This is a genomic window from Pseudomonas sp. AU11447 (assembly GCF_001672555.2).
GTDB classification, from domain to species: Bacteria; Pseudomonadota; Gammaproteobacteria; order Pseudomonadales; family Pseudomonadaceae; genus Pseudomonas; species Pseudomonas nitroreducens.
Genome location: NZ_LZDG02000041.1, coordinates 1 through 20,146, shown reverse-complemented (window position 1 = coordinate 20,146; position 20,146 = coordinate 1). Strand labels below are relative to the sequence as shown.

Genomic DNA, 20,146 nt, shown 5'->3' with positions numbered 1-20,146 from the left:
TTTTTCAATCGCTCAACCGCACATCAGGCGCGACTGGCGACGCTGCCCTGCTCCTTCGGAGCAAGGTTGAGCGCAAAGTACAGCACCGTCAGCAGCACCAGGAACGCCGGGCCGATGTACAGCGCGATGCGCGTATCTTCGAAGAACGCCATCAGCACCACCACCAGCACCAGGAAGGCCATGGCCAGGTACGAGCTGATCGGGTACAGCCACATCCGGAACTGCAGCTTGCCGGCTTCGGCAGCGCTCAGCCCACGGCGGAATTTCAGCTGCGCCAGCAGGATCATCGCCCAGGTCCAGATTGCACCGAAAGTGGCGATGGAGGTCACCCAGGTGAACACCTTCTCGGGCACCAGATAGTTCAGCAGCACGCCCAGCAGCAGCGCGAAGATCGACAGCAGCAGCGCATTGCGCGGCACGCCGCCGCTGGAGGTCCTGGCGAACACAGCCGGGGCCTGGCCATGCTGGGCGAGGCTGTAGAGCATGCGGCCGGTGCTGAAGATGCCACCGTTGCAGGACGACAGCGCGGCGGTGATCACCACGAAGTTGATGATGCCGGCGGCGGTCTTGATGCCCATGCGCTCGAAGGTCATGACGAAGGGGCTGCCCTGGGTGCCGATCTCGTTCCACGGGTAGATCGACATGATCACGAACAGCGCGCCCACGTAGAACAGCAGGATGCGCCAGAACACCGAGTTGATCGCGCCAGGGATGGTCTTCTGCGGGTTCTTCGCTTCGCCGGCGGTGAGGCCGATCATCTCCACACCCAGGTAGGCGAACATCACCATCTGCAACGACATCAGCACGCCGGTGATGCCGTGGGGCATGAAGCCACCGTTGCTCCACAGGTTGGAAATGCCGGTGGCGATACCGCCGTTGCCCAGGCCGAAGAAGATCATGCCGGCGCCGGCCAGGATCATGGCGACGATGGTGACGATCTTGATCAGGGCGAACCAGAACTCGAACTCACCGAAGGCGCGCACGGCGATGAGGTTGATGGTGCCCATGCTCGCCAGCGCGGCCAGCGCCCAGATCCAGCGCGGCACGTCGGGGAACCAGATGCCCATGTAGATGGCCACCGCGGTGATCTCCGCGACGCAGGTCACCAGCCAGAGGAACCAGTAGTTCCAGCCGGTCAGGTAACCGGCCAGCGGGCCGAGGTAGTCCTGGGCGTAGCGGGCGAACGAGCCGGCCACGGGATTGTGCACGGCCATCTCGCCGAGGGCGCGCATGATCACGAGGATGGCGAGACCGCCGATGATGTAGGAAAGCATGATGGCCGGGCCGGCCATCTGGATGGCCTTGGCGGAGCCGAGGAACAGACCGACGCCGATGCAGGCGCCCAGGGCCATGAGACGGATGTGCCGCTCGTTGAGATCCCTTTGGAGATCGTGGGACGACATGGTGATGCAACCTCATTTTGTTCTTGGGAAATATCAGCTGAGGACTCTAAGTGCAGTCGGGATGCGGAACCGCCGAAAAGGCTTCGCCACCGCGCCGGGCGGCACGGAGGGAGAAGTGTCTGGCAGTTCCAGGACGGCACACCGGAAGAGGCTGCCCGCTCTTGTGAAGCGGACGTGGGCATTGCGGGAGGACCACGGCTGAGGTCGCGGGCGAGTGTTACACAAGTCCGTGGGAATCGTCTGCACCACCAAGGTGCAATGTGACCAAAGGGATAGCGGCGTATCGCCACATCTTCCCGCGCCACCAGGGCCGCTGCAGAGCGCTTCAGCCTCCCAGCGCCTGCACCTCCAGCAGCAGCGAGCAGGGCTTGCCGGTGTCCGGATGACGAGGCTCGCGCAGTTGCCGCAGGCGCCAGCCGCTGGCGGCCAGCAGCGCCAGCCAGGACTCCAGGGTGCGGAAGAACCAGGGCATCGGTGCGCTGAACTCACCGCCGAAGGCAGCGAAGTCTTCCAGGCGCCAGCCGTCCACATAGGGCGCGTCACCGCAGGCGGCCCACGGATGCACGGTCTGAATCAGCAACCGCCCGCCGGGATTGAGCCGCTCGCGAAGTACGCCGAGCAATGGCGCGATGTACTCGTCGAGCAAGGCGAAATTGCACACCAGGGCGTCGAACTGGCCGAGTGAATCTCCGGCTTCGATGAGTCCCGCGTAATCCATCACTTCATAGCGCCCACCGCCCGCCATCTGCGCGGCTTCAATGAGCGGTGCGGAAGCATCCACGCCGACACACTCGCTGCCCTTCTCGGCCAGCGCCCGACACAACCAGCCTTCGCCGCAACCGATATCCAGCACACGGCGTGCCGGTCCCTCGGCGAGGGCAGCGAGAATCGCCGCATCGGTCACCAGCCGCCGGCTCTCGATGCGTTGCTCGCGCACCGCGCGGGTCCAGGCATCGGCGTTGGCTTGCCAGCTCTGGCGGATTCGGGCGTCGTGGTCGGTCATGGCGATATCCGTGAGTGGGGCGAAACGATCGCGGATGAATCCGCTCCTGCGCCGGTGTCGGGCTACGGCGTCCTCAACGACTTGGGCACCGCCAGCCCCTTGGGCGGCGGCGTCTGCGGCAACGCCTTGCGGCACCCGGCATCACTGAACGGTCCGCCGATCTTCTGCCAGCCACTGCCCGGTGATGTCTGCTGGCAGGTATAGGCGCCATCGAGCCTGCTCTGCCATTTATAGAAGGGCATCGGCGCGGCGGCGAGGTTCAACGAAACGCCCAGCAGCGCGGCCAGGGGCAAAAAGTACGAACGCATCGGCAGCCATTCCTGTCCAAATAATCACATTCCACCTGCTGGCCGTCGGCAAATCAATCCGGCGAGCCACGAACGGTACCTGGCGGCGCGCAGATTTTTCGCCGCCGACTACGCTGGAACTTAGGAAAGCCGCAGGTTAGGGGCTTTCGCGGCGCCGGGAGGGGCGTCGGCCATCACGTGGGCGGAGTTCGCTACCTGGGCTGTCGTACAAGCATGGGCGGGGCGTGAATATGGGCAACTCGAAGCATTCCGGTACGCAAGTGGCAGGTCAACCGGGAAGTCTGGGGCCCGGCCTTTCCCCACAGAAAGTGCATCACCACCGCTTCCTGATCCTCTTCCTGTTTCTCCTGCCCTTGCTTGCCGCCATGGGGGCGGCGCTGCTGTATGAGGCGCGGACCTCCAAGCTGCAGGCGCGCGAGCTGGCACGCTACGCCACTGGCCTGACCTGGAGCCTGGAACAGGGCAGCACCGACGATGTGGTTTATCCACAAGGCGGCCCCTTCGATCGGCGCCTGGGCTATCAGCAGTTGCCGACCTTCCTGGGCCGCCTGCACGAGCGCAACTTCGTCACCCTGAGCCAGGCGCGCTTCTCCGACCCGCTGATGCAGTACACCGGCCACGGGATGTTCCCGCCCTACCCGGAGAAGGCCCAGGCCGGCGTCGATATCGCCGACTGCCGCGGCCTGCCAATCTACAACTTCCGCTACCCGCAGCGGCTCTACGCCAACTTCGAGAGCATCTCGCCGGCCATCGTCAACAGCCTGCTGTACATCGAGAACCGCGACCTGCTCGATCCCGACCGCCCCTACCTGAACCCCGCCATCGACTGGAGCCGCTTCACCCAGGCTTCCGTGGCACAGGTGGGCAAGCTGGTCGGGTTGGGCAACCACGCCCCCGGCGGCAGTACCCTGGCCACACAGATCGAGAAGTACCGCCACTCAGAGGATGGCCGCACCAACTCCATCACCGACAAGCTCCGGCAGATGGCTTCGGCCAGCGTGCGCACCTACCAGAACGGCGCGGAGAACATGGCCGCACGGCGCAACGTCGCCCTCACCTACCTCAACTCCGTACCGCTCTCGGCGCAGCCGGGTTACGGCGAAGTGAGCGGCCTGCCCGATGGCCTGTGGATCTGGTACGGCGCCGACTACCAGCAGGTCAACAAGCTGCTCAACGCCCCGCCCGGCTCCGGTGCGGAGCTTGCCGCGCAGGGCAAGGCGCTGCGCCAGGTCGTTTCGCTGATGATTGCCCACCGCCGGCCTTCCTGGTACCTCGCCCGTGGCCGCGACCAACTGGCCGTGCTGACCGACAGCTACCTGCGCCTGCTCGCGCAGAACAACGTGATCACCGCGGAACTGCGCGACGCGGCGCTCAAGCAGAAGCTGGTGTTCCGCGATCCGCGCAGCGAGCCCAGCTTCACCCCGCTGGAAAACAACAAGGGCATCGGCCTTGCGCGCACCCGCCTGGCCGGCATGCTCGACGTGCCGCTGTACGACCTCGACCGTTTCGACATGAGCTTCACCACGACCCTGCAGCATGAACTGCAGGAGCAGGTCACCGGCTACCTGCGGCACCTGTCCGACCCGGACTTCGCCGAGCAGATCGGCCTGTTCGGCGAGCACCTGCTGTCCAAGGACAAGACCAGGGACGTGCGCTACAGCTTCACCCTGTTCGAGCGCACCCCCAGCGGCAACCGCGTGCGCGTGCAGACCGACAGCACCGAGCAACCCTTCGACATCAACGAAGGCAGCAAGCTGGAGCTGGGCTCGACCGCCAAGCTGCGCGTGCTCGCCACCTACCTGGAAACCATCGCCGACCTGCACCAGCAGTACGCGCCGATGACGGTCGCCGAACTGAAGAAGGTGGACATCGAACCGCTGGACATCCTCAGTCGCTGGTCCATCGATTACCTGATCGCCGCCAAGGACCGCAACCTGCCGGACATGCTCGCCGCCGCGCTGCAACGCAAGTACTCCGCCAGCCCCTATGAAAGCTTCTTCACCGGCGGCGGCGTGCACACCTTCAGCAACTTCCGCAAGGAGGACAACGGCCGCATCCCGACCCTGCAGGACGCGCTGCGCGAATCGATCAACCTGCCCTTCGTACGCCTGCTGCGCGATCTGGTGCGCCACGACATCTACGCCAACGAGGGCAGCAAGGTAGCGGTGCTGGCCGACGACAAGGACCCGCGCCGGCAGGACTACCTCGACCGCTTCGTCGACAAGGAGAGCCAGGTCTACCTGTTGCGCTTCTGGCAGAAATACAAGGGCAAGGACAACGACGACCGCCTGAATACCTTCCTCGATGGCCTGCGTGCCTGGCCGGTGCGGCTGGCAGCCATCCATCGCTACCTGCAGCCCCAGGCCGATCTACCGACCTTCACCGCCTTCCTGCAGGACCGCCTGAAGCAGGGCAAATACGCTGGCGACAAGCTCACCGACAAGCGCATCGAGGACCTCTACACCCGCTATGGGCCGGGCGCCTTCGACCTCAATGACCAGGGCTACGTCGCCCGTGTGCACCCGCTGGAACTGTGGCTGCTGGGCTACCTGCAACGCCAGCCGGCGGCGACCTTCGCCGATGCGGTGGCCGCCAGCGACGCCGAGCGCAAGCAGGTCTACGGCTGGCTGTTCAAGTCGCGGCACAAGTACGCCCGCGACAAGCGCATCCGCATCATGCTGGAGGTGGAAGCCTTCCTCGACCTGCATGAACAGTGGAAGCGCCTGGGCTACCCGTTCGACCACCTGGTGCCGTCGCTGGCCACCGCGCTGGGCAGCTCCGGGGACCGCCCTGCCGCGCTGGCGGAGCTGATGGGGATCATCCTCAACGATGGTGTGCGCCAGCCGACCCTGCGCATCGACAGCCTGCACTTCGCCGCCGCTACGCCCTATGAAGTGACCCTCGGCCCGGAATCGGGCAGCGGTCGCCAGGTGATGCGTTCGGAGGTCGCCCAGGCTCTGCGCACTGCGCTGTCGCAGGTGGTGGACGCGGGTACCGCGCGGCGCTTGTCAGGCACCTTCAGGCTGGCCAATGGCAACGCACTGGTGATGGGCGGCAAGACCGGCACCGGCGACAACCGCATCGAGAGCGTGACGCGCAGCGGCTGGGTGAAAAGCTCCAAGGCGATGAACCGCACGGCGACCTTCGTCTTCTACATCGGCCCACGCCACTTCGGCACGCTGACCGCCTACGTCGCCGGCAGCGAGTCGGACAACTTCAAGTTCACCTCGGCGCTGCCGGTGCAGGTGCTCAAGGGCATGGCGCCCATGTTGTCGAGCTACCTGGAGCCCGGGATCAGCACCGGCTGCCAGGAGCGGCTGGATAACCTGCGGGTGAGCTGGCGGTAGGCGCTGCTGCATAGATCGGTTTCGCCCCTTCACCCCAGCCCTCTCCCTGGGGAGAGGGCTGGGGTGAAGGGATAGCCCAGACGCCTGAACCTGTAGGAGCGAGCTTGCTCGCGAACCGCTTCATGCCATGGGTAACCGGCCAGATTCGCGAGCAAGCTCGCTCCTACGAAGAGCCGCTCTGTTACTTGCCCTGCACGCTCTTCACGTACAACGCCTCAACCTGCTCCCGCGCCCATGGGGTGCGACGCAGGAAGGTCAGGCTGGACTTGATGCTCGGGTCGTTCTTGAAGCAGCGGATATCGATGCGCTTGGCCAGCCCGTCCCAGCCGTACTGCGCTACCAGCTGGGTAAGGATCGCTTCCAGGGTAACGCCGTGCGGCGGGTTCTTCGGTTTGTCGGTCATGTCAGTGTCGTCGTGCGGAGAATGCGCGGCACCTTAGCATCAGGCCCGCAGCCCGGCCACGCCGGCGATGATCAGGGCGACCGACGCCAGCTTGGTCAGGGTCAGCGCCTCGCCCAGCAGCAGGAAGCCGAAGAACACCGTGCCCAGGGTGCCGATGGCCGTCCAGATCGGGTAGGCGATGCTCACCGGCAACTGGCGCATCGCCAGGGTGAGGAAGAAAATTCCGCCGATCACCGCGAGCACCGTCACCACGGTCGGCAACGGCCGGGTGAAGCCCTCGGCGTACTTCATCGACACCGCGAACATCACCTCGAACACCGCCGCCACCATCAGCATCGCCCAGGCCATCACGCACGCGCCCAATCGCTCTCGGCGAGGTCGGCCAGGGCTTGTTCAGCCTGTTGATAGGAAGCGCGGAAGGCCTCGGGATTGCCCTCCTCACCCTCGGCGGCGATCACCTGCACATCCTCGATGCCGAGGAACCCCAGCGCCACGCGCAGCCACGCGTCGGCATGGTTCATCCACTCCAGCTCACCGCCCGGCCCCATGCCGGCGCCACCGCGGCTGGTGATGATCAGCGCCTTGCGGCCCTTGAGCAGCGGCTCGTATTCGGCCTCGCCGTCCTTGATGTGCAGGTCGAAGGTGCGGCCGATACGGACGATCTGGTCGACCCAGGCCTTCAGGCCGCTGGGCACGCTGAAGTTGTACATGGGCGTGGAAATCACCAGCAGGTCGTGGGCAAGCAGCTCGTCCACCAACTCATCGCTCAACGTCAGCTCCGCCTGAAGTTCGGCCGGACGATGCTCGCGCTGCGGATGGAAGGCAGCGGCGATGAAGCCTTCGCTGACGTGGGGCAGATTGGCTCGGCCCACTTCGCGGTGAGCAATGTCCGCGGACGGCAGCGCAGCGAGGAAGCCCTCGGCCAGGCGACGGGAATGGGAACGCTCGGCACGCGGGCTGGCGTGAATGGCAAGAATACGGCTCATCTATTGCTCCTTCTGTTCGACTTGTTCCAGGTGATTCATCCGTTACACTGGATTGCCACCCTGCTTGCCATCCAAGGTATTTTCAGGCGGTCTCCCGGACAACTGAGGGAAACTGCACTCAGATGAGTTCAACTCATCCATGGAGTTTTCGATGTTCGCCAACCTGCCCCTGCCCGCCCTGCGTACCTTCGAATCCGCTGCGCGCCAGCTGAGCTTCAAGGCAGCCGCCGAGGAGCTGGCGGTGACGCCCACGGCGGTATCCCACCAGGTCCGCGCGCTGGAGGAATGGCTGGGCCTGCCGCTGTTCGAGCGACTGCCACGCCAGGTGCGCCTGACCGAGGCCGGCGAGCGGTTGTTCCGCAGCCTGCACGGCGCGCTGCTGGAGGTCTCGCAGTCAGTGGACAGCCTGCGTCCGCAGCGCAACGCCAGCAGCCTGACGATTTCCACCACCCCAGCGTTCGCGGCGCTCTGGCTGGTGCCGCGCCTGGGGCGCTTCTATGCGCGCCATCCGCACATCCGCCTGCGCCTGGATAGCCAGTGCGAACTGCTCGACCTGCAGCAGGACGCCAGCGTCGATCTCGCGATCCGCTACGGTTTCGGCGAGTACCCGCGCATGCACAGCCAGTTCCTCCTGGCCGAACGCTTCGCCGTGTATGGCGCGCCAGCACTGGTGGCGACCGCCGACGTGGACGTGCCGGAGATGATCAGCGTGCGCTGGTACAACTCCGAGCTCTACGAGCGCGGCTGGAAGGCCTGGTGCGCAGCAGCCGGTGAGGAGTGCCTGCTGACCCAGGCGGTACAGCGCGAGTACGAGGAGGAGTTCTACGCCCTGCAGGCGGCCATCGCCGGCCAGGGGCTGGTGCTGGCCAGTTCGCTGCTGGTGTCGGAGAGCGTGGAGAAGGGGCTGCTGGTGCCCTATCGGCCGGAGATCAACGTCCCCGGCGCCAGCTACACCGCGCTCTGCGTGCCCGGCCGCGAGCGCCATCCACCAGTGCGCGCGTTCCTCGACTGGCTGGCCGAGGAAGTGGCGCAGGCGGCCGATCCGCTGATCGACAATGCCGCCTGAGCCTGCCGCTGCACCCGCGCAAGCGTCCCTTTGCCGTGCGCGGGCCGGGATGCGTGGTTAGAATTGCACTCCGCCGCAACAACAATTCTTCTTTGCCAGGGACACGCTACAAGCGTGATCCCAAGGCACGGCCTGAGCCCCCTCTCACCTCAGGATTCCCATGACAACCGCGCAAGACACCCGTACCGGCAGCTGGCTGAACGTCATCGCCCTGGCCATCGCCGCCTTCATTTTCAACACCACCGAGTTCGTCCCGGTGGGCCTGCTCAGCGACATCGGGCGCAGTTTCGACATGCGTCCGGAACAGACCGGCCTGATGCTCACGCTCTACGCCTGGGTGGTGTCGCTGGCCTCGCTGCCGCTGATGCAGCTGACCCGCAACATGGAACGCCGGCGCCTGCTGGTGGTGATCTTCTGCCTGTTCATCGTCAGCCATGTGCTCTCCGGCTTTGCCTGGAACTTCACGGTGCTGATGATCAGCCGCTTCGGCATCGCCTTCGCCCACGCGGTGTTCTGGTCGATCACCGCCTCGCTCGCGGTACGGGTGGCGCCACCGGGCCAGCAGGCGAAAGCCCTCGGCCTGCTGGCCACCGGGACCATCCTGGCGATGGTGCTGGGCATTCCGCTGGGCCGCGTGCTGGGTGAAGCGATGGGCTGGCGCACCACTTTCCTGGCGATTGCCGGCGTCTCGGTGGTCGTGGTGCTCTGGCTGGCCCGCGCGCTGCCGCTGCTGCCGAGCCAGAACTCCGGTTCGCTGCGCAGCCTGCCGCTGCTGCTGCGCCGCCCGGCGCTGGTGTCGATGTATGTGCTGACCGTGCTGGTGATCACCGCGCAATTCACCGCCTACAGCTACATCGAACCGTTCGCGCGGGAGATCGTCGCGCTGGACAGCCAGAAGACCACGCTGCTCCTGCTGCTGTTCGGCGGCGCCGGGATGTTCGGTTCGATCCTCTTCAGCCGCTACAGCGAGCGCTTCCCGCGCGCCTTTCCGTGCATGGCCATCGCCGTGCTCGGCAGCTCGCTCCTGCTGCTGATGCCGCTTTCCCATTCGCCCACGGCGCTGCTGGGCCTGAGCCTGTTCTGGGGCGCGGCGATCCTCTGCTTCGGCCTGGCGCTGCAGGCCAAGGTCCTGCAACTGGCCCACGACGCCACCGACGTGGCCATGGCGATGTTCTCCGGCCTGTACAACGTCGGTATCGGCGGCGGTGCGCTGCTGGGCAGCCGCGTGGCGGTGGGCATGGGGCTGGAGTGGATCGGCTACGTTGGCGGCGCGCTGGCGGTGGTCGGCCTGGCGCTGTGCCTGTTCGCCTGCTGGCGGTATGCGGCGGCGATGAGTGGCAACACCTCGCGCTGATCGCCCCAGGCCGGATTTGCCAACCAGCGTAGAAGCGGACTCCGTCCGCGATAGGTTCGCATCGCGCCGGGAGCATCGCGGACAAAGTCCGCTCCTACGCACAGGTCAGCACGGAGCCATGACCTGTAGGAGCGAGCTTGCTCGCGAACCTGCCCGACACCCACGGCATCAAGGGGGTTCGCGAGCAAGCTCGCTCCTACAGAAAAGCCAATCCTGACGCCACAAAAAAGGCCGCGCCCCTTGCGGGAGCGCGGCCTTTTTCATTTAGCCAGGGATCAGCGGCTGGTCACCGCAGTGCCTGCCGGCTGAGTGGCCTCGGCGTATTCCGCCTCGGCTTCCTCGAAGCGCTGGATCATCGCCTTCGACGGAGCCGAGCCGATCAGGCTGAACACCACGATGGAAATGCTGGAGAGGATGAAGCCCGGGATGATCTCGTACAGGCCGAGCCAGCCGAACTGCTTCCAGACGATCACGGTAACCGCACCGACGATGATGCCGGCCAGCGCGCCGTTGCGGGTCATGCCCTTCCACAGCACGGAGAACAGCACCAGCGGACCGAAGGCGGCGCCGAAGCCGGCCCAGGCGTAGGACACCAGGCCCAGCACGCGGTTTTCCGGATTGGCGGCCAGGGCGATGGCAATCAGCGCCACCAGCAGCACCATGGCGCGACCGACCCACACCAGCTCAAGCTGGCTGGCGTTCTTGCGCAGGAAGGCCTTGTAGAAGTCTTCGGTCAGGGCGGAGGAGCACACCAGCAGCTGGCAGCTCAGGGTGCTCATTACCGCGGCGAGGATAGCGGACAGCAGCACGCCGGCGATCCACGGGTTGAACAGGATCTTCGCCAGTTCGATGAAGATGCGCTCGTGGTTCTCGCCCACGGCGCCGGCCTGTTCCGGATGCGCCTGGAAGTAGGCGATGCCGAAGAAGCCCACGGCCACGGCGCCGCCCAGGCAGAGGATCATCCAGGTCATGGAGATACGGCGGGCAGCCGGGATCGATTTCACCGAATCAGCCGCCATGAAGCGCGCCAGGATATGCGGCTGGCCGAAGTAGCCCAGGCCCCAGGCCATCAGCGACAGCACGCCGACGAAGGAAGCGCCCTTGAACATGTCGAAGTTGGCGGCGTCCTTCAGCTCGATGGCAGCGAAGGCCGGATCGATGCCGCCGGTGGCGAGCAGCACGAAGATCGGCGTGAGGATCAGCGCGAAGATCATCAGCGAGGCCTGCACGGTGTCGGTCCAGCTCACCGCCAGGAAGCCACCGACGAAGGTGTAGGCGATGGTCGCAGCGGCACCGGCCCACAGCGCGGTCTCGTAGGACATGCCGAAGGTGCTTTCGAACAGGCGGGCGCCGGCGACGATGCCGGAGGCGCAGTAGATGGTGAAGAACACCAGGATCACCAGCGCGGAGATCACGCGCAGGATGCGGCTGTTGTCTTCGAAGCGGGTGCTGAAGTAGTCCGGGAGCGTCAGGGCGTTGCCATTGTGCTCGGTGTGCACGCGCAGGCGACCGGCGACGAACAGCCAGTTCAGGTAGGCGCCGCAGATCAGGCCGATGGCGATCCAGCTTTCCGAGATGCCCGACAGGTAGATGGCGCCCGGCAGGCCCATCAGCAGCCAGCCGCTCATGTCCGAAGCACCGGCCGACAGCGCGGTGACGAAGCTGCCGAGGCTGCGGCCACCGAGGATGTAATCGGAGAAGTTGTTGGTCGAACGATAGGCGGCCAAGCCGATCAGAACCATGGCCGCGATGTAGATCACGAAGGTGATCAGTGTTGGCGTGTTGACGCTCATGGGGGCTCCCCTACAGCTTGTTTTTATCCAGGTACGCGGGGTATCGCGAACCCTTGACTGGCAGTCGGCGTGGTTGACGCCGACCGGTTAGCGCTTGCTCACAGGCAAACCGGGTTGCGCGTGATGCCAAACAGGCACCGAACCGCTACGCATCCCGACGCAGGCACGCCCCCATCCTTGCTGGCGTCATCCTGCAGCCACCGTCTCACCACGGCGACTTCCGCCCCGCTTTCGCCGGTGGGCGAGGTGCGGGGCGTTTTCCGGGCGTTGCCCGGTCATCCTTCAGGCGCCGGAGTCGGCGTCCTGCTCCCGTCGAGTTATCCCCAGCCGCACAATACGGGGCTGGCGACGAAACTCGTCGGCAGTGACTGAAATTGAGCACACGCACGCATGAAGAAGCGGCAGGGAGTGGCCGGCGCGCGAGGGCGCGGATTGTACAGAAAGCAGGCGATGCGGTTGCACCGGTCCGACCGGTGACGGCGCGAGGCCACGGGCAGGCGCTGCAGGCCGGGCCGTGAAGGAAGTGGCGCGGCCAGGTGCAGGCGCGCGACAGGCAAAGACAGAACCGGTGATGGGCATGGCGCCCCTCCCGCGTATCGAGCTGGCTGTTGTTCTTGGTCTGACCGGGTTGCGCCTTGGAACACCAGCAACGCGGTGGGCGGACTCTATGGGTTGCACCCAAAGGAATTCTTGCTGAAAGCTCTGGAGTTCTTGCAAAAGACTCCGGCGCCCGAAGGGCAATACCTGTCCACTCGATCAGCAATTCACGGCGCGCAGGCCCGCAATTCAGCAGCGGCGCAGGTTGCCGGGGGTCAAACCCAGGTAGCGACGCATCGCGGTGGTCAATGCGCTCTGGCTGGAGAAACCGCACTCCCCGGCTACGCCGACCAATGGCAGCTCGGTTTCCCGCAGCAGGCGCGCGGCGCGGTCGAGGCGCTGGCGCAGCAGGTACTGGTGCGGCGTGAGGCCGACACGGTCCTTGAACTGCGCATGGAAATGGCTCGGACTCAGGCAGGCGACCTGCGCCAGCTCCGCCACGGTAATGCGCCGGGAAAGGTGATCGGCGATGTAGCCGTCCAGCCGCTCCAGGTCCAGCGGCCCGTTGCGCGGCGCGCGGTCTTCGCCGAACAGCCGCAGGTGCAATGCTCGCAGCAACACGCCACCCAGGGCACGGGCGAGCAGCGGGTCATCGCCGTAGCGGGCGATTTCCGCCCCGGCGTAGCTGAGCAGGTTCTGGAAGTCCGCATCCAGTGTCGGGTAGCGCGGCATTTCGAACAGCCTCGCCAGCAGTTCGCGGTCCTGCTCGCCGGTACCTGCCTCGGTCAGATCGACGATCAGCATCCGGTTGTCGCCCAGCCCGGCGAACTGGTGCCCGACATCTCCTGGCACCAGGCATGCGCGCATACGGCAGACCTCGCCGGCGGTACCGCCTATCTCGAACTCCGCACGGCCGCTCAGGGACATCACCAACTGGTGATGGTCATGGGCGTGCTGGTCAGCCTGGTCGGGCAACGTGGCGAGACGGGTATCGAACATGGCGCGATCTGATCAAATTTTGAGCATGGTACGAAAATTCCATCGACCTGCCCAGCCAGCAGGTGCAACCCGGCGCAACTCGGCACCGGACTCCGCACGAAATCATCTAAGCAGGAAAGTCTTGCTAACCGATGGATATGTTATGTTATAACAAATAACACTTCCCCATTTTCCCCTTCCCGCCGCCTGGCACATCCCTGACCACGAGGGAGGGGTTCGCTTTGCCAGAAGAAAAACCAGGAGTTCGTCATGCCCCCATCCCTTCCCCGTCCACGCTGGCGTTTCGCACCGCTGGGCATCGCCCTCTGCGCCGGTGCGCCTTCGCTGGCCGATGCCGCCCCCACCGAACTGGAGCCACAGGTGATTACCGCCAACCCGCTGGGCGATTCCTCCCCCGCGGCGCCCAGCAGCGTGCTGCAGGGCGACGAACTGACCCTGCGCCAGAAAGGCAGCCTGGGCGAAACGCTCAATGGCACGCCGGGTGTGTCCTCCACCTGGTTCGGCCCCGGCGCCAGCCGCCCGGTGATCCGCGGCATGGACGGCGATCGCATCCGCATCCTGCGTAATGGCGTGGGCGCGCTGGACGCCTCGTCACTGTCCTACGACCACGCCGTGCCGGAAGACCCCAACGTGGTCGAGCGCATCGAGGTCGTGCGCGGCCCGGCCGCCCTGCTCTACGGCGGCAACGCCATCGGCGGCGTGGTCAACAGTTTCGACAACCGCATTCCCAGCGAACCGGTGGACGGCATCCACGGCCAGGGCGAGCTGCGCTACGGCGGCTCGGACACCACCCGCAGTGCTGCCGGCGCGCTCGAAGCCGGCGACGGTAACTTCGCCCTGCACCTCGACGCCGGCTCCCGCGAGTTCAACGACCTGCGTATCCCCGGTTACGCTCACTCCGCGCGCCAGCGCCAAACCGATGGTGACGACTCCAAGCACCGCGTGAACAACAGCGACGGCCGCCAGGACAGCGGCGCCATCGGTGGCAGCTACCACTGGGATCACGGCTATGCGGGCCTATCCTACAGCGGCTACGACAGCAACTACGGCTCGCCCGCCGAGGACGACGTACGCCTGAAGATGCAGCAGGACCGCTACGCCTTCGCCTCGGAAATCCGCGACCTCGACGGCCCCTTCAGCTCGGTCAAGCTGGACGCGGCCTACACCGAGTACCAGCACAAGGAAATCGAGGACGGCGAGACTGGCACCACCTTCAAGAACGACGGCTACGAGGCGCGTATCGAAGCCCGGCATAAACCGATCGGGCCAGTGGAAGGCATCGTCGGCGCGCAGGTCGCCAACAGCCGCTTCTCCGCACTGGGCGAAGAAGCCTTCGTGCCGCATACCGAGACCGACAGCGCGGCGCTGTTCTTCCTGGAGAACTGGCAGGCCACCGAGCGCCTGGCGCTGAACCTGGGCGGTCGCGCCGAGCACACGCGCATCGACCCCAATGCCAAGGACAACGAGCGCTTCGCCGAAAACGACGGCTCACGCAGCTTCACCGCTGGCAGCCTGTCCAGCGGCGCGGTGTACAAGCTGACGCCGATCTGGTCGCTGGCCGCCACCCTCGCCTACACCGAACGCGCACCGACTTTCTACGAGCTCTACGCCAACGGCGCTCACGCGGCCACCGGCACCTATGAAGTGGGCGACGCCGACGCGAGCAAGGAAAAGGCCGTTTCCACCGACCTCGCCCTGCGCTTCGACAACGGCCGGCACAAGGGCAGCGTCGGCGTGTTCTACAGCCGCTTCTCCAACTACATCGGCCTGCTGGCCAGCGGGCGCTATCGCGATGAGGAAGGTGCGGTGGTGGATGCCGGTGACGACGAAGCGCTGCCCGAATACCTCTACAGCGGCGTCAAGGCCGACTTCTACGGCGTCGAGGCGCAGGACCGCATCCACCTGCTGGACAGCCCCTACGGCCGCTTCGATCTGGAGCTCTCCGGCGACTACACCCGCGCGAAGAACAAGGACACCGGCGAAGCGCTACCGCGCATCGCCCCGCTGCGCCTGAACAGCGCGCTGCTGTGGGAACTGCAGCAATGGCAGGCGCGGGTCGACATGGAATACGCCGCCGACCAGAACCGCGTGCCGGAGAACGAACTGCGCACCGACGGCTACACCACCCTCGGCGCCAGCCTCGGCTACCGCTTCGACCTGGGCGACAGCCGCTGGCTGGCCTTCGTCAAGGGCGAGAACCTGACCAACCAGACCGTGCGCTACGCCAGCTCGATCCTGCGCGACAGCGTGCCGGCTGGCGGGCGTGGCATCCAGGCGGGGGTAAAAGTGGCGTTCTAAAGGCTAAGGCCGACGCCCGGCGAAATCCCGGGCGAACTGCGCGGCGATCCGCCCGGACCGCGACCCGCGATGGGTCGCCCAGCGGATCGCCGCCTGTTCCCACTCCTCCTGCGCGACGCCGCCCAGGCCGTGGTATTCCAGCCAGCGCGCGACCGCCTCCAGGTACTGCTCCTGGCTGAAGGCATAGAAAGATATCCACAGGCCGAAACGCTCGGAGAGCGAGATTTTCTCCTCCACCGCCTCGCCCGGGTGCAACTCGCCGCTCTCGCTGCGCTGGAAGGCCAGGTTGTCCTCGGCACGCTCGGCCAGCAGGTGGCGGCGGTTGGAGGTCGCGTAGATCAGCACGTTGCCGGACTGCCCGGCCACCGAGCCGTCGAGCACGGTCTTCAGGGCCTTGTAGCCGGTCTCGCCATCCTCGAAGGAAAGGTCATCGCAGAACAGGATGAAGCGCTCCTGGCGATGGCGCAGCAGGTCGATGATCTGCGGCAGGTCGGCCAGGTGTTCCTTGTCCACCTCGATCAGGCGCAGGCCTTCGGCATGAAAGGCGTGCAGGCAGGCCTTCACCAGCGAACTCTTGCCGGTGCCGCGCGCGCCGGTCAGCAGCACATTGTTGGCCGGGCGACCGGAGACGAACTGGCGGGTGTTCTGCTCGATCAGCGCCTTCTGCCGGTCGACATTGCGCAGGTCGTCAAAGGCGATCAGCGCCGGCTCGATCACCGGCGTCAGGCGAGGCAGGCCCTGGCGGTATTCCCAGAGATGGGCGATAGCGCCCTCTTCCAGCGCCAGTTCGGCGCGCGCGGGAAGGGATTGTTCGAGCAGACTGGCGATACGAGCCAGTTGCTCGGCGATTACGGACATGTCGGTCATGGCGGGATCATCGAAGCAGATGGGGACTGTTCATCAGCCTAACGATGGAGGAAAGTGGTCGTCTAACGACAAACAGGCATCCAGATGCTTAAAAAGGACATTCGACCTCAAACACTGGAAAACCATGGCGACGAACGGGCCGCCAGTCCGGTGGCCGCTGTCGCCCTGGATTTCCCCGACGGCCATCAGGTGCCCGCGCACAGCCATCACCGCGCGCAGCTGCTCTACGCCGTGCGCGGCGTGCTGGTAGTGGGTAGCGCCAGCGGCCAGTGGGTAGTGCCGGATAATCGTGGCCTGTGGATACCCGCCGGCGTGGAGCACTGGACGCGCATGGTTGGCGACGTACAGGTACGTACGCTCTACGTGGAGCCGGGCAGCGCCCCGCACCTGCCGCCGGACTGTTGCGTGCTGGCGGTCTCGCCGTTGCTGCGCGAGCTGATCCTGGCGGCGCTGTCGATCAGTGGCGAGGTGCTCCCCGACTCCCGCGACGGTCGCGTCCTCGGCCTGATGCTGGACGAACTGCGCGAAGACCCCATGCTGCCGCTGCACCTGCCCCTGCCCGCCCATCCGCGCCTGCGCGCACTGTGCCAGGCCATCCAGGCCCGGCCCGGCGACAACGCCGGCCTGGACGAGTGGGCGGCGAAACTGAACGTGGACAGCAAGACGGTTCAGCGCTGGTTCTCCCGCGAAACCGGGCTGACCTTCGGCCAATGGCGCCAGCAGGCGCGCCTGTTGGCCGCGCTGGAGCGCCTGGCCCTGGGCGAGAGCGTGCTGAACGTGGCGCTGGAAGTCGGCTACAGCACGCCCAGCGCCTTCAGCGCCATGTTCAGCCGCCACTTCGGCCGGCCTCCCAGTGATTTCCTGCGCCCGCGCCCGCTAATCCGTTCGTAAGCTCAAATCGGACACAATCGGCCGCAACATCCTTCAGACACATCCTGCAGCAGCATGGGATTGAAACCCCGAGCCGGTTTCCCCATCTAGACTGTCATGTTCAATCAGTCAGGTGCCTCATGAGCGACCACGACGAGATTCACGATATCCATAGCGCCGAAGAGGTCAGCAACACCGGGCTGGTGTTGCCGGGGCAGAACCTGCCGACCACGGTGTACGTCATCCCGATCCACAACCGCCCATTCTTCCCGGCGCAGGTGCTGCCGGTGATCGTCAACGAGGAGCCGTGGGCGGAGACGCTGGAACTGGTCGCCAAGACCGAGCACCACAGCCTGGCGCTGTTCTTCATGGAGAACCCGCCGGAAGACCCGCGCCATTTCGACCCGGACAGCCTGCCCGAGCATGGCACCCTGGTGCGCGTGCACCATGCCAGCCGCGAAGGCGGCAAGCTGCAGTTCGTCGCCCAGGGCCTGTCGCGCGTGCGCATCCGCGGCTGGATCAAGCGTCATCGCCCGCCTTTCCTGGTGGAGGTGGAGTATCCGCACACCCCCAGCGACCCCAGTGACGAGGTGAAGGCATACGGCATGGCCCTGATCAACGCGATCAAGGAACTGCTGCCGCTCAACCCGCTGTACAGCGAGGAGCTGAAGAACTACCTCAACCGCTTCAACCCCAACGACCCGTCGCCGCTGACCGACTTCGCCGCCGCGCTGACCACCGCGCCGGGGTCGGAGCTGCAAGGCGTGCTGGACACCGTGCCGATCCTCAAGCGCATGGAGAAGGTGCTGCCGCTGCTGCGCAAGGAAGTGGAAGTCGCGCGCCTGCAGAAAGAACTGTCCGCCGAGGTCAACCGCAAGATCGGCGAGCGCCAGCGCGAGTTCTTCCTGCAGGAACAGCTGAAGATCATCCAGCAGGAACTGGGTATCACCAAGGACGACAAGAGCGCCGACTCCGATGAATTCCGCGCCCGTCTGGAAGGCAAGACCCTGCCCGACCAGGCGAAGAAGCGCATCGACGAAGAGCTGAACAAGCTGTCGATCCTGGAGACCGGCTCGCCGGAATATGCTGTCACGCGCAACTACCTCGACTGGGCGACCTCCGTGCCGTGGGGCCTGATGGGCGTCGACAAGCTCGACCTCAAGCACGCGCGCAAGGTCCTCGACCGGCACCACTCGGGGCTGGAAGACGTGAAGGACCGTATCCTCGAATTCCTCGCGGTAGGTACCTTCAAGGGCGAGATCGCCGGCTCCATCGTGTTGCTGGTGGGCCCACCCGGCGTCGGCAAGACCAGCATCGGCAAATCCATCGCCGAGAGTCTGGGGCGGCCGTTTTATCGCTTCAGCGTCGGCGGCATGCGCGACGAGGCCGAGATCAAGGGCCACCGCCGCACCTACATCGGCGCCCTGCCCGGCAAGCTGGTGCAGGCGCTCAAGGACGTCGAGGTGATGAACCCGGTGATCATGCTCGACGAGATCGACAAGCTCGGCAGCAGCTACCAGGGCGACCCCGCCTCAGCGCTGCTGGAGACGCTCGATCCGGAGCAGAACGTGGAGTTCCTCGACCACTACCTGGACCTGCGCCTGGACCTGTCCAAGGTGCTGTTCGTCTGCACCGCCAACACCCTGGACTCCATCCCCGGCCCGCTGCTGGACCGCATGGAAGTCATTCGCCTGTCCGGCTACATCGCCGAGGAGAAGCTGGCCATCGCCAAGCGTCACCTGTGGCCCAAGCAGCTGGAAAAGGCCGGCGTGCCAAAGAATCGCCTGTCGATCAACGACGCCGCCCTGCGCTCGGTGATCGAGGGCTACGCCCGCGAGGCCGGCGTGCGCCAGCTGGAGAAGGTCCTCGGCAAGCTGGTACGCAAGTCGGTGATGAAGCTGCTGGAAGACCCGGACTCGGTGGTGAAGATCGGCGCAAAGGACTTGGAGGAGTACCTGGGCACCCCGGTGTTCCGCACCGAACAGGTCCTCTCCGGCGTCGGCGTGATCACCGGCCTGGCCTGGACCAGCATGGGCGGCGCGACCCTGCCCATCGAGGCGACGCGCATCCATACGCTGAACCGCGGCTTCAAGCTCACCGGGCAACTGGGCGACGTGATGAAGGAGTCGGCAGAAATCGCCTACAGCTACATCAGCTCGAACCTGAAGAAATACGGCGGCGAGTCGACCTTCTTCGACCAAGCCTTCGTCCACGTGCACGTGCCGGAAGGCGCGACGCCCAAGGATGGCCCCAGCGCTGGTGTCACCATGGCCAGCGCCCTGCTGTCCCTGGCGCGCAACCAGGCGCCGAAGAAAGGCGTGGCCATGACGGGCGAGCTGACCCTCACCGGCCAGGTGCTGCCGATTGGCGGCGTCCGCGAGAAAGTCATCGCGGCGCGCCGGCAGAAGATCTTCGAGCTGATCCTGCCCGAGCCCAACCGCGGGGACTTCGAGGAGCTGCCGGAGTATCTGAAGGAAGGGCTGACGGTGCATTTCGCCAAGCGCTACGGGGACGTGGCGAAGGTGTTGTTCCCGGGCTGACTGGCTGCGCCCAGCTGATCGCGGGCATGCCACGCTCCTGCAGCGGATTCGAGCTGTAAGAGCGAGGGGACGCCTAGTTCTTGCTCGCGAACCCGGCTTCGCTGCGATGCGGTTCGCGAGCAAGCTCGCTCCTACACGAAAACCATGCGCGCGCTCTGGCTCTGGCTCTGGCTCTGGCTTTTAGAAGACTTCCAGAGAAACGCCCAATCACTCCGAACAGCCCCTTTCAGGAGGCCTCGTTGAAGCGGAGTTTCAGGGGTTGAGCGACATGGATGTCGCGAGAGCCACGATGGGCCAGGGATGGTCCGTCGTGGCGTGCCCCTGAAACTTCGGTTCAACGAGGGTATTTTTCGCCCCAATGTAAGCCGGCGC

Annotated in this window: 15 protein-coding genes; 6 read left to right on the top strand and 9 right to left on the bottom strand. The window is 65.6% G+C overall.

Annotated features, from left to right (window positions below):
• Nucleotides 1-23: 23 nt before the first annotated feature.
• The 3 genes from A6723_RS12620 to A6723_RS12610 all read right to left on the bottom strand — a co-directional run bounded on the left by A6723_RS12620 (nucleotide 24) and on the right by A6723_RS12610 (nucleotide 2,714).
• Nucleotides 24-1,403: an amino acid permease gene (locus tag A6723_RS12620; RefSeq protein WP_051445677.1), complete on the bottom strand. Its 1,380-nt coding sequence runs from the start codon at nucleotides 1,401-1,403 to the stop codon at nucleotides 24-26.
• A gap of 325 nt (nucleotides 1,404-1,728) precedes the next feature.
• Complete coding sequence (locus tag A6723_RS12615; RefSeq protein WP_054908975.1) at nucleotides 1,729-2,406, bottom strand: bifunctional 2-polyprenyl-6-hydroxyphenol methylase/3-demethylubiquinol 3-O-methyltransferase UbiG; 678 nt, start codon at nucleotides 2,404-2,406, stop codon at nucleotides 1,729-1,731.
• A gap of 62 nt (nucleotides 2,407-2,468) precedes the next feature.
• Nucleotides 2,469-2,714: a hypothetical protein gene (locus A6723_RS12610; protein ID WP_054908976.1), complete on the bottom strand. Its 246-nt coding sequence runs from the start codon at nucleotides 2,712-2,714 to the stop codon at nucleotides 2,469-2,471.
• Between the two features lie 230 nt (nucleotides 2,715-2,944).
• Between A6723_RS12610 and A6723_RS12605 the strand changes: the two genes are divergently transcribed.
• Entirely contained in the window at nucleotides 2,945-6,061 is a 3,117-nt protein-coding gene (locus tag A6723_RS12605) for a transglycosylase domain-containing protein (RefSeq protein ID WP_082450697.1), read from the top strand.
• A gap of 181 nt (nucleotides 6,062-6,242) precedes the next feature.
• Here the strand turns inward: A6723_RS12605 and A6723_RS12600 are convergent, their stop codons facing one another.
• Genes A6723_RS12600 through A6723_RS12590 form a run of 3 tightly spaced genes read right to left on the bottom strand, consistent with a single transcriptional unit; the run spans nucleotide 6,243 to nucleotide 7,450 of the window.
• Nucleotides 6,243-6,464: a VF530 family DNA-binding protein gene (locus A6723_RS12600; RefSeq protein ID WP_054908977.1), complete on the bottom strand. Its 222-nt coding sequence runs from the start codon at nucleotides 6,462-6,464 to the stop codon at nucleotides 6,243-6,245.
• 39 nt (nucleotides 6,465-6,503) lie between these two features.
• The gene (locus A6723_RS12595; protein ID WP_024765558.1) at nucleotides 6,504-6,812 is read right to left on the bottom strand and encodes a multidrug efflux SMR transporter; all 309 of its coding nucleotides are present in this window, start codon (nucleotides 6,810-6,812) and stop codon (nucleotides 6,504-6,506) included.
• Nucleotides 6,812-7,450 (bottom strand): FMN-dependent NADH-azoreductase, encoded by a 639-nt coding sequence (locus A6723_RS12590; RefSeq protein WP_054908978.1) that lies wholly within the window; start codon nucleotides 7,448-7,450, stop codon nucleotides 6,812-6,814. The genes A6723_RS12595 and A6723_RS12590 overlap by 1 nt, the downstream gene beginning before the upstream one ends.
• Before the next feature lie 151 nt (nucleotides 7,451-7,601).
• Between A6723_RS12590 and A6723_RS12585 the strand changes: the two genes are divergently transcribed.
• Together A6723_RS12585 and A6723_RS12580 are read left to right on the top strand one after the other, a co-directional pair.
• Nucleotides 7,602-8,516, top strand: coding sequence for a LysR substrate-binding domain-containing protein (locus A6723_RS12585; RefSeq protein ID WP_054908979.1), 915 nt, complete (start codon nucleotides 7,602-7,604; stop codon nucleotides 8,514-8,516).
• 160 nt (nucleotides 8,517-8,676) lie between these two features.
• A complete protein-coding gene (locus A6723_RS12580; protein ID WP_054908980.1) occupies nucleotides 8,677-9,870 on the top strand; it encodes a sugar transporter in 1,194 nt (397 codons plus the stop codon).
• A gap of 275 nt (nucleotides 9,871-10,145) precedes the next feature.
• On the opposite strand, the gene putP is transcribed toward A6723_RS12580, so the two are convergent.
• Together putP and A6723_RS12570 are read right to left on the bottom strand one after the other, a co-directional pair.
• Complete coding sequence (gene putP / locus A6723_RS12575; RefSeq protein ID WP_054908981.1) at nucleotides 10,146-11,663, bottom strand: sodium/proline symporter PutP; 1,518 nt, start codon at nucleotides 11,661-11,663, stop codon at nucleotides 10,146-10,148.
• A 786-nt stretch (nucleotides 11,664-12,449) separates the two neighbouring features.
• Nucleotides 12,450-13,199: an AraC family transcriptional regulator gene (locus A6723_RS12570; protein WP_054908982.1), complete on the bottom strand. Its 750-nt coding sequence runs from the start codon at nucleotides 13,197-13,199 to the stop codon at nucleotides 12,450-12,452.
• A gap of 249 nt (nucleotides 13,200-13,448) precedes the next feature.
• On the opposite strand from A6723_RS12570, the gene A6723_RS12565 reads away from it, so the two are divergent.
• Nucleotides 13,449-15,497 carry a TonB-dependent receptor gene (locus tag A6723_RS12565; protein ID WP_054908983.1) on the top strand — a complete coding sequence of 683 codons (2,049 nt, stop codon included), beginning with the start codon at nucleotides 13,449-13,451 and terminating at the stop codon, nucleotides 15,495-15,497.
• A 3-nt stretch (nucleotides 15,498-15,500) separates the two neighbouring features.
• On the opposite strand, the gene A6723_RS12560 is transcribed toward A6723_RS12565, so the two are convergent.
• Nucleotides 15,501-16,364, bottom strand: coding sequence for an ATP-binding protein (locus A6723_RS12560; RefSeq protein ID WP_054908984.1), 864 nt, complete (start codon nucleotides 16,362-16,364; stop codon nucleotides 15,501-15,503).
• A gap of 84 nt (nucleotides 16,365-16,448) precedes the next feature.
• On the opposite strand from A6723_RS12560, the gene A6723_RS12555 reads away from it, so the two are divergent.
• Together A6723_RS12555 and lon are read left to right on the top strand one after the other, a co-directional pair.
• Nucleotides 16,449-17,255, top strand: coding sequence for a helix-turn-helix domain-containing protein (locus A6723_RS12555; RefSeq protein ID WP_054908985.1), 807 nt, complete (start codon nucleotides 16,449-16,451; stop codon nucleotides 17,253-17,255).
• Nucleotides 17,256-17,374: 119 nt separating this feature from the next.
• Entirely contained in the window at nucleotides 17,375-19,774 is a 2,400-nt protein-coding gene (gene lon / locus A6723_RS12550) for an endopeptidase La (protein ID WP_054908986.1), read from the top strand.
• Nucleotides 19,775-20,146 lie beyond the last annotated feature (372 nt).